Annotated in this window: 12 protein-coding genes and 1 pseudogene; 8 read left to right on the forward strand and 5 right to left on the reverse strand. The window is 63.0% G+C overall.

Features of this window, described 5'->3' with window-relative positions:
* The first annotated feature begins 30 nt into the window (after window positions 1-30).
* Window positions 31-810 carry an SDR family oxidoreductase gene (locus OKW28_RS22265; protein WP_429454400.1) on the forward strand — a complete coding sequence of 260 codons (780 nt, stop codon included), beginning with the start codon at window positions 31-33 and terminating at the stop codon, window positions 808-810.
* A 57-nt stretch (window positions 811-867) separates the two neighbouring features.
* The gene (locus OKW28_RS22270; protein WP_429448992.1) at window positions 868-1,275 is read left to right on the forward strand and encodes a nuclear transport factor 2 family protein; all 408 of its coding nucleotides are present in this window, start codon (window positions 868-870) and stop codon (window positions 1,273-1,275) included.
* 404 nt (window positions 1,276-1,679) lie between these two features.
* Here OKW28_RS22270 and OKW28_RS22275 read toward each other — a convergent pair whose 3' ends face one another.
* Window positions 1,680-4,055: a filamentous hemagglutinin N-terminal domain-containing protein gene (locus OKW28_RS22275; RefSeq protein ID WP_429448994.1), complete on the reverse strand. Its 2,376-nt coding sequence runs from the start codon at window positions 4,053-4,055 to the stop codon at window positions 1,680-1,682.
* Between the two features lie 554 nt (window positions 4,056-4,609).
* On the opposite strand from OKW28_RS22275, the gene OKW28_RS22280 reads away from it, so the two are divergent.
* The 3 genes from OKW28_RS22280 (at window position 4,610) to OKW28_RS22290 (ending at window position 6,456) form a co-directional block, all read left to right on the forward strand.
* Window positions 4,610-5,200, forward strand: coding sequence for a hypothetical protein (locus OKW28_RS22280; protein ID WP_429448995.1), 591 nt, complete (start codon window positions 4,610-4,612; stop codon window positions 5,198-5,200).
* Window positions 5,201-5,268: 68 nt separating this feature from the next.
* Window positions 5,269-5,784: a hypothetical protein gene (locus OKW28_RS22285; RefSeq protein WP_429448997.1), complete on the forward strand. Its 516-nt coding sequence runs from the start codon at window positions 5,269-5,271 to the stop codon at window positions 5,782-5,784.
* A 39-nt stretch (window positions 5,785-5,823) separates the two neighbouring features.
* Window positions 5,824-6,456 carry a hypothetical protein gene (locus tag OKW28_RS22290; RefSeq protein WP_429454646.1) on the forward strand — a complete coding sequence of 211 codons (633 nt, stop codon included), beginning with the start codon at window positions 5,824-5,826 and terminating at the stop codon, window positions 6,454-6,456.
* 133 nt (window positions 6,457-6,589) lie between these two features.
* On the opposite strand, the pseudogene OKW28_RS22295 reads toward OKW28_RS22290, so the two are convergent.
* Together OKW28_RS22295 and OKW28_RS22300 are read right to left on the reverse strand one after the other, a co-directional pair.
* Window positions 6,590-6,788 (reverse strand): annotated as a pseudogene (locus OKW28_RS22295) (phosphate acyltransferase); the annotation flags it as partial.
* Between the two features lie 84 nt (window positions 6,789-6,872).
* Window positions 6,873-7,805: a DMT family transporter gene (locus tag OKW28_RS22300; protein WP_429448999.1), complete on the reverse strand. Its 933-nt coding sequence runs from the start codon at window positions 7,803-7,805 to the stop codon at window positions 6,873-6,875.
* A 129-nt stretch (window positions 7,806-7,934) separates the two neighbouring features.
* Here OKW28_RS22300 and OKW28_RS22305 point away from each other — a divergent pair, with 129 nt between their 5' ends.
* Window positions 7,935-8,852, forward strand: a complete 918-nt coding sequence (locus tag OKW28_RS22305; protein ID WP_429449001.1) for a LysR family transcriptional regulator — start codon at window positions 7,935-7,937, stop codon at window positions 8,850-8,852.
* Between the two features lie 272 nt (window positions 8,853-9,124).
* Here the strand turns inward: OKW28_RS22305 and OKW28_RS22310 are convergent, their stop codons facing one another.
* Window positions 9,125-9,325 carry a hypothetical protein gene (locus OKW28_RS22310; RefSeq protein ID WP_018418526.1) on the reverse strand — a complete coding sequence of 67 codons (201 nt, stop codon included), beginning with the start codon at window positions 9,323-9,325 and terminating at the stop codon, window positions 9,125-9,127.
* A 605-nt stretch (window positions 9,326-9,930) separates the two neighbouring features.
* Between OKW28_RS22310 and OKW28_RS22315 the strand changes: the two genes are divergently transcribed.
* Complete coding sequence (locus OKW28_RS22315) at window positions 9,931-10,722, forward strand: SDR family NAD(P)-dependent oxidoreductase (RefSeq protein WP_429449004.1); 792 nt, start codon at window positions 9,931-9,933, stop codon at window positions 10,720-10,722.
* A 127-nt stretch (window positions 10,723-10,849) separates the two neighbouring features.
* Here OKW28_RS22315 and OKW28_RS22320 read toward each other — a convergent pair whose 3' ends face one another.
* Window positions 10,850-11,845 carry an LLM class flavin-dependent oxidoreductase gene (locus tag OKW28_RS22320; RefSeq protein WP_429449006.1) on the reverse strand — a complete coding sequence of 332 codons (996 nt, stop codon included), beginning with the start codon at window positions 11,843-11,845 and terminating at the stop codon, window positions 10,850-10,852.
* Between the two features lie 319 nt (window positions 11,846-12,164).
* Between OKW28_RS22320 and OKW28_RS22325 the strand changes: the two genes are divergently transcribed.
* The gene (locus tag OKW28_RS22325) at window positions 12,165-13,766 is read left to right on the forward strand and encodes a rhodanese-related sulfurtransferase (protein WP_429449008.1); all 1,602 of its coding nucleotides are present in this window, start codon (window positions 12,165-12,167) and stop codon (window positions 13,764-13,766) included.
* The last annotated feature ends 311 nt before the right edge of the window (window positions 13,767-14,077 follow it).

Here is a 14,077-nt window from a genome sequence, read left to right on the forward strand (position 1 = left end):
CGATCAACCCCGCTCGACAAGGAGCCCCAGATGACTACTCTCCACGCCAACATTCACGTCACCAAACACGCCGGCAAGGTTGCGCTTATCACCGGCGGCAGCACCGGGATCGGCCTTGCCGCCGCAAAACGCCTTGCTCGCGAAGGCGCAACGGTGTTCATCACCGGACGACGCCAGCCGGAACTGGACGCAGCGGTGGTCGAGATCGGGCACGGCGCCCGTGCGATCCGTGGCGATATCTCTTCGACGGCCGACCTTCAAGGCGTTATCGATACCGTGTCGGCGGCGCACCAGAAGATTGATATTCTTTTCGCGAACGCGGGCGGCGGCGAGTTTGCGCCGCTCGGCAACATTACCGAAGCGCAATTCGAAAAATACGTCGGCATCAACATGAAAGGCACGTTGTTCACCGTGCAAGCCGCACTGCCATTGATGCCGCCAGGCAGCGCAATCGTGATAACCGGATCGATCGCGGCAATCCAGGGCACCCCCGCGTTCGGTGTCTATGCCGCAACCAAGGCAGCGTTGCGTTCGTTCGCGCGCACCTGGGCATCCGACCTCAAAGGCCGTGACATTCGCGTGAACGTGGTTGCGCCCGGCGTCGTGGTTACGCCTGCCTACAAGTCCGAACTCAGACTGACTGACGAGCAGATCGACGCGTACAGCAAGGAAGTCGCCGAAACGACCCCGCTTGGGCGTGTTGGTAGCGCCGACGAGATCGCCAAAGCGGTGTCCTTCCTCGCTTCGGACGATGCCAGCTACATCACCGGCATCGAGCTGTTCGTCGACGGTGGACGCGCGCAGGTCTGACGCTTCAGCACCCCGCTTCCATCCCTCCCGCAGAGCAACACAAACCGGAAAAACACGATGAATATGCAAGAAAACATTCGCGTCGCGCAGCAGTTCCTCGAAAAGATCGGATCCGGCGCGAGCGGCGTCGAGATTGCCGCGTTATGCACACCGGATCTCGATTGGAACATTCCGGGCGACTCAGGTGTGTTGCCTTGGGTTGGGCACAAAACCGGGCGCGAGGCCATGTCCGACTTCGTCAGGGACACCCAAACCACGATTGAGCGCGTGCGCCTTGATATAAAGGATGTTCTGGCAAGCGACGAGCGGGCCGTCATCCTCGGCCATCTCCAAACCCGGATCAACGCCACGGGAAAGCTGATCGATAGCGCGTTCGCAATCATCCTGACTTTCGCGGACGCAAAGATCGCCAGCTTCCTGATGCTCGAAGACAGCTTCGCCACGTCGATGGCGGCTCGGCATTGACTCGCCGTGCCGACTGATCGTCTATCGTGCAGTGCAATCAGCGGTAGGAATTCACCCCGCGCTCCATCGCATCAAGAAACATGCGCGTGCGCGAGCGCCGATACGTGAGGTCACGGCTCAGCGACTGCGCTGGACTTATTGATGCCTGTTTTTACTTCGCAAGCGGCCCTTCAAGTGTTGACGGCGTGAAGGACAGAAACGGGTCGACTTGCGACGATCATCCGCTGCGGGCCGGCAAGCGATTCTCAATTCAGCAATCGGACCGGGTTCGGCCATCATCGGACGCGCGCGCGTGTTCAGGCAGACATTCGAACGTTGCTCCTCCCCCAAAAAGCTGCCGTTGAGATGCCGCGGCGTGACGCGGCGGAGCCCTGCTCGTGCAGGCCGCGGGTTCTCAGCAGCGCCTACTGGGCCAGTTGCCAGCGCAGGATCGGATGGGTCGCGCCGGCCGGCATGACCCACACGCCGGTCGGGCTGAAGTCCCACGATGCGTCGAAGCTGGCCGGGTTGCTCATCTGAGCAGTGGTGAGGCCGTTCGACGCGGGCAGTTGGTCGCCGGTCCCGGCGCTGACGGGCTGGTTCGTCGTCTGTTTGTCCCAGTAGACGTTCGTTGCGATCGTCCCGTTGGCGGCCGGCTGGTTATAGGCTGCGACGCCGCCGAAACTGCTGGGAGTGCCCGGCGGGATGCAGCAATAGCCTCGAACCAGCCCCGTCGCGAACGACTGCTCGATCACGCCGGAGTTGCTATGCACGAGGCCGCCCGCGCTGAGGTCGCCAGGCACCTCGCCCGTTGCATAGGATTGCGACACCGTACCGCTGTTCACGCCGACGAGGCCGCCCGGCACGCCGTGTATGTCGGTGCTGACAATGCCGGTTGCGAACGACTGAACGATCCGTCCAACGTTGATACCGACGAGCCCGCCTGCCTCGCCCGCGTCGCCCACGGAAGCGCTGCTCCACGAGCGCTCGATCAGACCGTCGTTCATGCCCACCAGGCCGCCGATCGGAACGTTGCCATAGTGGGGGGCGGAGCGGCCGCCAGTCGTGTACGCGTAGGTGATCCGGCCCAGGTTGCGGCCCGCCAGGATCCCGTAGGTGATGGTAATGGGATCGTTGAAGTCAGCGTTCTGGAAGGCCGTGAGCAGGCTGTTCGTCATGCCGACGTTGCGTACCACGCCGGCGGTCCCGATCTCGCCGAACAGGCCGCTCGACCGGGCCAACGACGGCAGGTAAAACTCATTCTGACTGAACTTGTCTATGACATGTCCCATGCCATCGAACTGTCCCGTGAACGGGGTCGCTGCGCTGCCCAGCGAGACGAAGGCGAGGCCGGAGGGGGTGGTGGGATTGATAACCGTCGCGCTGGCGTCGATATCCTTGCCGAGCGCGTAGTTGCCGGCGAGGTCGAGCGATATGTTCTGCAGATCGGTCAGCGAATTGACGAGCTTGTAGGCGGTGATTTGCGTGACCAGCCCGCTGTAGACCGGGGCGGTCCATGAAGCGTTGCCGAGCAGCGTGCCGGGGCTGTTGCGGCCGTTCATGTCGTAGAGAAGGCTCACGATGCCGGTGCTCTTCGACCAGTCGACGGTGCCAAGGTTGGAGACGCTGCCACCGTTGTCAACGCCCGTAGCGTCGGCGCGCAAGGTCAGATTGCCCGCGCCGTCGTTCGCGATCGTCGTGCCGCTCGTGACGGAGACATTGCGATATGCCGCAAGCGTGAGCGAAGCCGGGCCCTGCCAGCGCAGGCTCGAAGCGATGCCCAGGTCGCCCGTTGCGCCGTTGCCACCCGTGGTCGTGACATCGACCGAGGTGCCCGCGCTCAGACTGCGATGCAACGTCCGTGCCGCAGCGTCATCGATCGTGAAAGCAGGCGTTGAAAGATTCCACTGCCCGGCGTGAACGGCTGCGTGCCTGCCGAACGCCAGCTGCGCCGCCTGCGTGTCGACCGTTCCGCCGCTGCCGTCGGCATTCGTTGCCGTGATCTTGCCTTGCTGCCTGACGAGGCCGCTGTCCGCGATCAGCCAGACGTGGCCATCGCGGGTAGCCGTGCCCGTCGCGCGGATCCGGGTGCCGCTGCCTGCGAGCGCATAGACGTTGCCATCGGCAGCCTGAAGACTGACCTGCGCGGCCTTGATGCGCCCCTCGTTGACGACGGTGCCGTGACTGCCTGCCTGCACGAACACCTGCCTGCTGCTGGCCGAGTCCTGCAACAGCACCATGTCGCCAGCCGCCAGTTCCACCGTGCCGCTGGGCGCTTTTACCGTGCCCGCGTTGACGACTGCCTGACGCGCGATCAGGAACACATCGCCGCCGCTGGAGCTGATCCTGCCGAGGTTGATCACGCTCGCGTCCGACTTGCCCGACAGCGTCAGTGCATCACCGCCGTTGATGAAGGCGTCGTTGCAGATCTCCAGGGTGGACGCGACGAAACGTCCGCCCGTGCTGACGACGCCCGAGTGCCCCACGAGGATGCCTTGCGGATTGATCAGGTAGAGGCTGCCGGTGGCGGTGAGCTTGCCGAGAATCGATGACGGATCGCCGCCCGTTACACGGTTCAGTGTTGCGCCCGACCCGTTGTTGAAGGCGACGGTGTTGCCGTTGCCGATCGAGAAGCTGTGCCAGTCGATCACGCCGCGGGACGAGGACTGGTCGATCGTTAGCGAAGTGGTGCCGCTCGTCATCGCGCCCTGGCCCCGGACGAAGGCGCCGCCCTGCGGCAGCGGTCCGGCCGCGTGGGCCACCCCGGCACGCACCACGCGGTGAGCGCGAGCGGCACCCATAGCGCAAGCGGCAGCGGGCGCAGAACACGCTTCCACGCGGAAGGCCGCGACCGAGGCGCGATGAGTGCCGCGCCGGCATACGCCAGCGTAAAGCACAGCCCATTGCGTGGGGTTGGGGGCGACTGGATTGCCAGTCTGGATGAATGACGCGACATGATCCCTCCCGAAACGTGGTTCGTGGAAAGTCGTTGTCGCGGAACGCAGGTTGTTGCGACCAGGTAAGGCGCGAAGGCCGCCATACCGCACAACACAGCCTAATGGTAGCAGCGCGTTTCAAAAGACCAACCGGTATTTGGGCATGCACCCGGTGCTTGCTGGTACCGCTTCAAGCGGGGATGTGTGTCGGTCGCCGCGGCGGCAGGAATGGCGGTTCAACCCTCGAAATCTGCCGTTAAGCTAGTGCGGGATCCAACGGCTGGATTGGGTCGGTTGAAATCTTGCGTAACCGAGTCTATTCTTGCCCCATCACCGAACACGGGCTCAATGAGCCCGGCTTCCCGGCGACTTTGGTTTTAGCGTGACTCGACTTTCGCTATAACGCCGGGGAGGCTCGAATGCGTCGGCTCCTTTACTTTGCGTTGATCATGTGTGTCGCCACTTTCTCTTACGCCGGCGACGACGCCGGGTGGCGTCACAGAGGTGACGAGCAGAGAACCCTCAAGCTGTTCGACGCGCACGGCAATCCCGTGGGCCCCGTCGTCTCGTATGGCGCCGAGGACGGTGTCATGCTGCCAATCAACGGCGCACTCGTTTTCCTCCCCGTACAGCGTATATCTCAAGTCGACGTGGCCACGGCTACCCAGCAATTTTCATCTACGCAGTTGCAGTGGGCAGCCAACTCGGGCGTCTTCTACGCGACTTCAAACTGCACCGGCCAGGCGTTCGTCGCTGTCCTCGATGTTCAGGACGGGAACCACGCAGCGCCTACGCGGCCACTGGGACTGGTGCGAGTGGGGAGCAATGTCTCACTGTACATCGCAACGAATACCCAATCGCAAACTCAGAGTATGTCGTCTTTCTTCTTCCCCTTTCCAGGCAATGCCACTTGTCAGCCGATGGCTACGCAGCCGATCATCGGATGGAATGCCGAAAGCACTTTTGATTTAACGGGCCATTATCCCGAACCTCTGAAGATGGGGTTTTGAGGGGTATATTTTTGGCCGACGCCCTTCGATTATGAGGTGACCGGCCGCTTCGGCGGGAGGAAAGGATCATGCGCGTGTTAGTGAGAAACTATTGCTTCGTTGCTCTGCTTTTCAATGCGCCGTCTGTGTTTGCCGGCGGAGACGACGCACTCTCCACCCGCTCCTCTCATAGCGACACGCACGTCCTGAAGCTCTACGATGCACGCGGGCGCCTGGTCGGGCCGCTCGTGTCGTCGGAATTCCACACCGGGGTCACGCTTTCGTTGAACGGCGCAGTGGTGTTCGCCGGAATTACGCGCGTGGCCAGCTTCAATCCGGTATCCGCATCAGCGTCGCAGTTCCAATGGTTCGCGTCGCAGACTTGCCCTGATCCGTCGTGCTCCAATCCGCCCATCGTGAGCTGCTATCCAGAGCTTTGTCCTGTCAGGCCTTCTATCGCAGTCAGGCAGGGCGACGATGTCACGCTCTTCATCGCGCCGGATACTTACTCGAATGCGCAAACGGGGGCCGGCGAACCTGCATGGACGCCCGAGTTCGGTTACGACCTCACACAGCATTATCCCGAGCCGCTCAGTGTCCGTTAGCGATGTCGAGCGCTGGAGCCCAGTCAAAGGAGAATAGCCGTGCGCAGAGTGTTAATTTCGGCTGCTGCAGTTTGTGCAGCGTCGCTCGCCTATGGTGGCGACGATGGTCATCCCAGCGGCACGGACGGGGGCAACCGGGCAATGCCGGCCCTGCGAGTGTTCGATGCGAATGGGAAGATGGTCGGGCCCCTTACCAATCTGGACGGTCAGGCCGGAGTGATGCTCGACGAAAGCGGAGTGGCCGTGTTGGCAGTGGTGGAGCGCAAGCCGGACAGCACGGGCCGCGCATCTGCTTCCGAGTTCGAGTGGGCGTCGGCCAAAGTTGCCCAGTGGTCGACGGCAAGCTGTAGCGGCACCCCGTTGATTCCCTTCTCGTCACAAGGGACAGCTGGCCGGCCTTCAGTCGTCGTGCGTCATGGAGACGATGTCATCCTCTACTATGCTGGCGATGCGTTTTCAGGTACCGCCGTCAACCTCTCGGCAAGTTCTGCACAATACGGATGCGAAGCGCTAACGCCTGCGCCAAGGTCCGGCTATTGCGAGTCAGAGTCAGACTGCGTTCGGCCCGCCTCGCAGTCATACTATCTGCCGAGGCAGTCGCTGTCGTGGATGGCACAAGGCAGTGACGAACTCACGCGACGCTATCCGGAGCCCCTAAAAATCGGCCATTGAGCCGGACCTCCGATGCGCGTCGGCGCGCGCCCCCGAACCAGCACGGCCGATGCGGCCGCCTTGGCTGCACGCGGCCCAGCGTGCTCAGCCGGCCGACGCGCTGCTGCGGTTCCTCTCGACGACAAGCGGCGCAGACCGTCAGGCTTGAAGTCAGCATGTCGACCGGCGCATTGACTTCGAGCAGGAACGGCGGCACCGCTACATTGGTATCCGCTTCGGTTTTACGCAGGTTGTACTCAATCGACGTTCGCGCAAACCAACACGTTAGCCGATCCCTGCAACGGCGACATGGGCAGAAGATCGGGCCGGACTTCTTCGTCGAGCGCGCAGTCTTATGATGAGAATCGCAGGCCGCCGCTTGCTCCACTTGCGGACAGGCTGTAGTCGGCCAGGAGCGCTTGCGACCTGAAAATAGGCTAACCGTCAACCGAAGTGGCGGGATGCATTTCAAGCGCCGCGTTGGCGTCCCTTTTAAACGGAACCGCCGCCAGCACCGATGCAAGTACCATCAGACCTCCGCCAAACCATGCCCAGCCAGAAAGATGCTCACCGAGCCATACGTATGCGAATAGCGCACCGAACGCGGGCTCGCTTCCCATCAGCAAAGCGACGCGCGTTGGGTTGCTGCGCTTGACGGCAAAGTTCTGTGCGAAGAAAGCGAACAACGTACAGGCGAGCACGAGGTAAGCGATGCTCGCCCAGAAGTCACCGTGCCCACTGAGCGACGGCAGCGCATCCCAATGTTGTGACGGCAACACGAACGCCGCCAGGACACTGCCCAATGCAACGACGCCTGCCTGGACCGCGGTCACCGACAGCGGAGCAAGTGCCGATTCGCGCATCACACGCTTGGTCACGCACACCATCAGCGCACGCAGTAACGCCGCAAGAAGAATCAGCGCGTCGCCCGCGGTCGGAATGATCACGCCTGCGCTCACGAACGCGGCGCCCGTTAGCGACAAGCCCACGGCGATCCATTCGCCACTCGACGGCTTTCGTCGTAGCAACACCCATTCGACCAGCGGCGTAAGCGCGACACACAGACTGATTAGGAACGCCGCATTCGACGCGCGTGTGTGCGCTATCCCGAAAGTCTCGGCCAAAAAGATGCTGAGCAGGATTGCACTGGAGCCGAGCGCACCCAGCAAGGCGGACGCTTTGACGTGTCGGAGCGAGCGCAACGCCGGCGACAACACGAGGAACGTCAGCCCGAAGCGCAACGCCAGCAGACCGAGCACGGGATAGATCGTGAGCGCGCCTTTCACGACCCCATAACTTGTGCCCCACACCATCGCGACCGCAAGCAGCATCAGGTCGGATATCCATAACGCGCTCTTTTGCTTCGACATGACGGACCTTCTGTTTTCATTCGAACGGCCCAAATTGTCGGGTATTGCATTGACAAATATAATCTGGGTCAGCGGAACATCTTTTATGTTTGAGATGCACAAATGACCGGTGCGCGTGCGAGGATCGCGATGAATGCCAATGAACTCTTTGCGTTGCTACCCGACATGGCGACGTTTGCGAGGGTTGTCGACGCCGGCAACTTCTCCATTGCCGCGCGGCAACTGGGCAGTACACCGTCGACTGTCAGTCGGCAGATCAAGCGCCTTGAGGATTCGCTTGGTACGCGGTTGCTTGAGCGCTCGACCCGTAGCATCCGTTTGACGGATTCAGGCGCGCAGGTCTACCGGTATTGCCGGGATATGGTCGGCGCAGCGTCGGGCGCCGTCGACGTCGCTGGACAAGTGACGGGTGATCCGCGAGGCAAGGTCAGCATCAGTGCGCCGATTTCATTTGCGAGATCTGTCATCCATCCGCTTGTTCCCGAATTTCTGCGCATGTGGCCCGACGTGGATGTCCATCTGGTCTTCGCCGACCACGAAGTCGATCCGCTACGTGACGATGTCGATATGGTGATCCGACTCACGCGTTCGCCTCCGCCAGGTCTTGCCGCCCGGCGACTTGGAGCGGTCAAATGGGTTCTATGCGCGTCACCTGCTTATCTCGCGGAACGGGGGACACCGGCCGAGCCGCACGACCTTGCTCGGCATGCATGCATGTATCTAGGGGAGACGGTCGACGACAATCGATGGCATTTCCGCCGCGACTCTGAGACACAGTCGGTCGAAGTGAAGGGGCGATACATCGCCAATGATGCGGGCGCGCGATTGGATGCTGCGCTGCATGGCCTGGGCATTGCGAGCTTGCCCGACTTTGCCGCTGCGCAGGCGATTTCCAGGGGCGGCATTGTCCGGGTGCTGACCGACTGGGAGTTCGAGGCCCGTACATATATGGGACCGGTGTGGCTGCTTTATCCGTCGAATCGTTTTTTACCGTCTCGAGCACGTGCGCTCATCGATTACCTGGTGAGCCAGCTCCACGACACGTAGGCTGGGTCACCAATCGCAGCGACGAATGACCGGTTTTCACCCAGCAATGCAGTCGTACGACCGCAGCATGCCTCCCAGGTGAATCCCAACGCGAAATAGCCCGATCCTGATATGGTCGCAAGGTCGTGCGGGGTCCCGGGTGTTGGCCAGGGATTGCAGTTAGGGATTGATGTGCCAAAGCGTGGCTCGATTCGAACTTCCAGGGTGCCGTCACGCTCGCACTGGCCACCCCGACGGCATCAGGCGCGCAGGGCTGCGCGCCTCCTTTGCTGTCAGCCGTGGTAGAAGCCGTCGGTGACCGAGTTTTGCAGCACGCCGTCGACATAGACGCCGACAGGGTCGCCATCAGCGGACGTGAGGATCGAGCCGATGTGCTGGCCGGGTAGTTTCATCCGGCCACCTTGAATTCTGGTCATCTCCTGGTGATCAAGTTCTGCAGAGTTCTGGATGTCGTCGATGGTCAGCGTGTTCATGATGTGTCTCCTTGAACAAGAGGGTTGTTGAAACATTTGAGCGGCCGGCTGCTTGCAGCACACAACGCACATGTCATGCCATCCGGGCGTGATCTGCGCGGAGCGCGCATCCCCAGTGAATCGCGATGATGCGAGTTTGGGCGCCACCATCACTTAGCCAAACGAAGTTGGAAAATCGCTGACATGGCCTTGTTTTCCTTCTCCTACACGTACTTCAGGTCTGCCTGCTTCGCTGTCCGCCTGCCACTCATGTGCGTTCCCCCACATACACGCCTTGCTGGTCCCGGCCATCTCCGTCAGATGATCGAGTCTTTTTCCAGTTCGAAAGCGCGGTTCTACGCCCGATCCCGACTTGATCCCCGGAGCCGAGGAAGCCGCCGCGCCAAGGTGTTCGTTGCGCCCCGGATTACCGTGCACAGGGCATCTGTGCTCGTGCCACTTTTCGCCGCAGACGGGAAGCAGAGGCGATGCAGACGCGTGAACACTGGCACCAACTCGCGTTTGCCGGCACTGCGGCGATTACACGTACGTGAACCTCACGGCGGCATCCGACGTTCAAGTTCCGATTCGCCATTTTTAATTCATCCATTGAAAGGAAATCACCCATGGACCTGAACCTGACAGGCAAGCTCGCACTGGTGAGCGGCAGCACAGCCGGCATCGGTCTCGCTATCGCCACCACGTTGGCGCAGGAGGGCGCTCGTGTGATCGTGAACGGCCGCTCCCAGTCATCTGTGGACGACGTGGTCGCGCAGCTGAGAGCGCAGACGGGCGGCGACGTGCAGGGATTTGCGGGCGATCTCAGTACGGCCGCTTCAGCAGAAGAGCTCGCGCGACGCTATCCCGACGTGGAAATTCTGGTCAACAACCTGGGCATCTTCGAGCCCAAGCCGTTTGAAGAGATTCCCGATGCGGACTGGCAGCGGTTCTTCGACGTCAATGTCTTGAGCGGGGTACGCCTCGCTCGCCTGTTTTTGCCTGCGATGAGGCGGGCCAACTGGGGGCGCATCATTTTCATTTCGAGCGAAAGTGCGGTGCAGATTCCCGCTGAAATGATCCACTACGGGATGACGAAAACCGCGCAGCTGGCGGTCTCGCGGGGGCTCGCCGAAGCCGTTGCCGGCACGGGCATTACAGTCAATAGCGTGCTGCCGGGGCCGACGAAATCGCGGGGAGTGGGTGAATTCGTGGAGACCCTTGCCAAGGCCGACGGCAAATCGTTTGAAGCGTTCGAAACAGAGTTCTTCGAGAAGGTCCGTCCCACCTCGCTCATCAAGCGATTTGGTTCGCCGCAGGAAATCGCGTCGCTCGTGGCCTATATCGCCAGTCCGCTTTCGTCGGCCACGACGGGAGCCGCGTTGCGCGCCGACGGGGGCGTTATAAAGAGCGCCTTCTAGACCCCGAAGGCATTGGGCCGGCTTCTCACACGACCGGCCCCAACTCAGTGCAAAAGACAAGGGCGGCTTGCCATGAGCCGCCCTTTTTTCGTGCGTCGCCGTGTCCGCCGATCGGTTCGCGAACCGCTTATCTGGCCGCCATCATTTCATCGCGCACCTCGGCGCCGATCTCGAACGAGCGCAGCCGCGCGGCGTGATCGTAAATCTGCGCGGTCAGCATCAACTCGTTCGCGCCGGTCTGCTCGGTGATCGATTGCAAACCTTCGCGGATTGCGTCGCGATCACCGAGCGCCGTGCAAGCGAGCGCACGCGCGACGTTGTTCAACTCCATCTCCGACGCGTCGAGCCGCTCGACCGGCGGCTGCAATTGTCCCGGCGTGCCGCGCCGCAGATTGATGAACTGCTGCTGCAGCGACGTGAACAGCAGTGCGGCTTCGTCGTTCGTGTCGGCGGCGAACAGATTGACGCCGACCATCGCATAGGGCTTCGCCAGCGTAGCGGACGGCCGGAACTGCGTGCGATACACCTGCAGCGCGGTCATCATGTAATCGGGCGCGAAGTGCGACGCGAACGCGAACGGCAGCCCGAGCGCCGCGGCCAGTTGCGCGCTGTACAGCGACGAACCGAGCAGCCACAGCGGCACGTTCAGGCCCGCGCCCGGCACCGCGCGAATACGCTGGCCCGCGACCGGCTCAGCGAAATACCGTTGCAATTCGACGACGTCGTCGGGGAAGGTTTCGGCGCTCGCCTGGAGATCGCGGCGCAGCGCGCGTGCGGTGGTCTGATCGGTGCCGGGCGCGCGGCCGAGGCCGAGATCGATCCGCCCCGGATACAGCGACGCGAGCGTGCCGAACTGTTCGGCGATCACGAGCGGCGCATGGTTCGGCAGCATGATGCCGCCGGAGCCGACGCGAATCGTCTTCGTGCCGCCGGCCACGTAGCCGATCACGACCGAGGTCGCCGCGCTCGCGATACCGGTCATGTTGTGATGCTCGGCGAGCCAGTAACGTTTGTAGTTCAGCTTTTCCGCGTGCTGCGCGAGTGACAGTGTATTCCTGAACGCGTCAGCCGGCGTGGCACCCGCGGTGACCGGCGAAAGATCGAGAACCGAGAAGGGGATCATTGTCTGTTGATTGCGATGGGCGGCGCTTTCGCGCGATGGGGCATTGTGGCAAAGCGGCGCCTTTTCTGCTGGCGGCGCGGCGATGCCCCTGTCGACGGAAGGGTCGGCAGGACCGATGAGGCGCGCTGAGGCGCGACCCATGGCGCGGAAATTGCGCGTGCGTAGCGTGTTCGCGCAGCGGTGCTTCGCATTCGCAGTGCGCCCGAATCAGCAATCCAGCGAGTGACCGTGCGCCGATCGGAATTCGAGTGTACGGTTAAGTATCGGTGCGGTGACGCGACCCGTTGCCGGAGAATGTAGCGAAGGAGTTCCCGAACCCATGAATGTCGTCAAAGAGTTTCGTACCCGGTCATTCCAAGACGTGTGCCACGCATTGCTCGACCGCGAGGAGATCGCGCTCGTCGACGTGCGTGAGGAAGAGCCGCACGCGCGCAGTCATCCGTTGTTTGCCGCCAATCTGCCGCTGTCGCGGCTCGAACTCGACGCGCCGCTGCGGCTGCCTCGGCCGGCCGTGCCGATCGTCGTGTTCGATGCCGGCGAAGGCCTCGCGAGGCGTGCGGCCGAGCGCTTCGCCGAACTCGGCTATACCAACGTCGCCTTGCTCGAAGGCGGCCTGCAAGGCTGGCGCGAAGCGGGCGGCGAGTTGTTCAAGGATGTCAACGTGCCGAGCAAGGCGTTCGGCGAACTGGTCGAAAGCGTGCGTCATACGCCGTCGCTGTCCGCGCAGCAGGTGCAGGCGCTGCTCGATCGCGAGGCCGATGTCGTGGTGCTCGACGCGCGCCGTTTCGACGAGTTTCAGCTCATGAACATCCCCGGCAGCATCAGCGTGCCGGGTGCGGAGCTGGTGCTGCGAGCGCGGCAGCTCGCGCCGGATCCGGCCACGCGCATCATCGTCAATTGCGCGGGGCGCACGCGCAGCATCATCGGCGCGCAGTCGCTGATCAACGCGGGCGTGCCGAATCCGGTGGCCGCGCTGCGCAACGGCACGATGGGCTGGACGCTCGCCGGTCAACCGCTCGCGCATGGCAGCGCTCGGCGTGTCGAAGGCGCGGTCGACGACGCTTCCCGTCTCGCCGCGGCAGACGGCGCGCGCGTGGTTGCCGACCGGGCGCGCGTGCGCCGCACGTCGCGCGACGAAGCGCGCCGCTGGGCCGACGAAGCGGTGCGTACCGTCTATCGCTTCGACGTTCGCAACCCCGAGGAATACGAGGCGGGCCACGTGCCCGGTTTTCGCAGCGCGCCAGGCGGCCAGCTCGTGCAGGAAACCGACCTGTTCGTGACGGTGCGCGGCGCGCGCGTGATCCTCGCGGACAGCGACGGTGTGCGCGCGAACATGACCGCATCGTGGCTCGCGCAGATGAACGTAGAGGTGTACGTGGTCGATGGCCTGACGGCGGCCGATTTCGCCGAGAAGGGCATGGCGCCGTTGGCGCGCAACGCGGTGACGCCGCCCGACGTCGACGACATCGCGCCGGCCGAGCTCGCCGCGCTGCTGCAGTCGACGGGAACCGTCGTGCTCGACTTCACGAGCAGCACGCACTATCTGAGGCGGCATATTCCGGGCGCGTGGTTCGTGATCCGCAGTCAGCTCGCGGACGCGCTGCGCACACTGCCCGACGCGAAGCGCTATGTGCTCACGTGCGGCAGCGACGTGCTCGCGCGCTTCGTCGCGCCGGAGCTCGCCGCGGCGACCGGGCGGCCGGTGCAGGTGCTGCGCGGCGGCACGATCGCGTGGATCGACGCGGGCTTGCCCGTGGAGTCGGGCGGCACGAGGATGGCGTCGCCGCGGATCGATCGTTATCAGCGGCCATATGAGGGTACCGAGAACGCGCGTGAAGCGATGAGCGCGTATCTGGAGTGGGAGCATGGGCTCGTCGCGCAACTCGCGCGCGACGGCACGCACGGCTTTCGTGTGATTTGATGGGCCGGCCATCCGGCGGCCGGCGATCCGCGGGCCGGCACTCCGACACCCCTCTTGCGCCACGCGAATCTTCTGCCGATTCGGTGTAAACGCGCTCTCGTCGAAAGCCTCCGATGCGTTTAGATTAGCGGCATCTGGAAGACTTTTCGAGGGACCAGGGCGGCCATAAAAGGCAGCGGTTTGTCATTCGGCGATGGCGCAAGGTGAGTAGCCAAGGCTGCTCATCGCTTCGTCTGGAGCAGGCCGCTGCGCGTCGTCCTCGGTGCTTCGCGCAAGGCGGCTAATGAGCCGCCGTCACTTCCGGTTGATCC

The sequence above is a fragment of the Paraburkholderia sp. 40 genome (assembly GCF_050434105.1).
Taxonomy (GTDB): Bacteria; Pseudomonadota; Gammaproteobacteria; order Burkholderiales; family Burkholderiaceae; genus Paraburkholderia; species Paraburkholderia tuberum.

Coding starts and splice junctions, on each gene's coding strand:
- OKW28_RS22265 (WP_429454400.1), top strand. CDS start 31: ATGACTACTCTCCACGCCAACATTCACGTCACCAAACACGCCGGCAAG.
- OKW28_RS22270 (WP_429448992.1), top strand. CDS start 868: ATGAATATGCAAGAAAACATTCGCGTCGCGCAGCAGTTCCTCGAAAAG.
- OKW28_RS22275 (WP_429448994.1), bottom strand. CDS start 4,055: ATGGGTGCCGCTCGCGCTCACCGCGTGGTGCGTGCCGGGGTGGCCCAC.
- OKW28_RS22280 (WP_429448995.1), top strand. CDS start 4,610: ATGCGTCGGCTCCTTTACTTTGCGTTGATCATGTGTGTCGCCACTTTC.
- OKW28_RS22285 (WP_429448997.1), top strand. CDS start 5,269: ATGCGCGTGTTAGTGAGAAACTATTGCTTCGTTGCTCTGCTTTTCAAT.
- OKW28_RS22300 (WP_429448999.1), bottom strand. CDS start 7,805: ATGTCGAAGCAAAAGAGCGCGTTATGGATATCCGACCTGATGCTGCTT.
- OKW28_RS22305 (WP_429449001.1), top strand. CDS start 7,935: ATGAATGCCAATGAACTCTTTGCGTTGCTACCCGACATGGCGACGTTT.
- OKW28_RS22310 (WP_018418526.1), bottom strand. CDS start 9,325: ATGAACACGCTGACCATCGACGACATCCAGAACTCTGCAGAACTTGAT.
- OKW28_RS22315 (WP_429449004.1), top strand. CDS start 9,931: ATGGACCTGAACCTGACAGGCAAGCTCGCACTGGTGAGCGGCAGCACA.
- OKW28_RS22320 (WP_429449006.1), bottom strand. CDS start 11,845: ATGATCCCCTTCTCGGTTCTCGATCTTTCGCCGGTCACCGCGGGTGCC.
- OKW28_RS22325 (WP_429449008.1), top strand. CDS start 12,165: ATGAATGTCGTCAAAGAGTTTCGTACCCGGTCATTCCAAGACGTGTGC.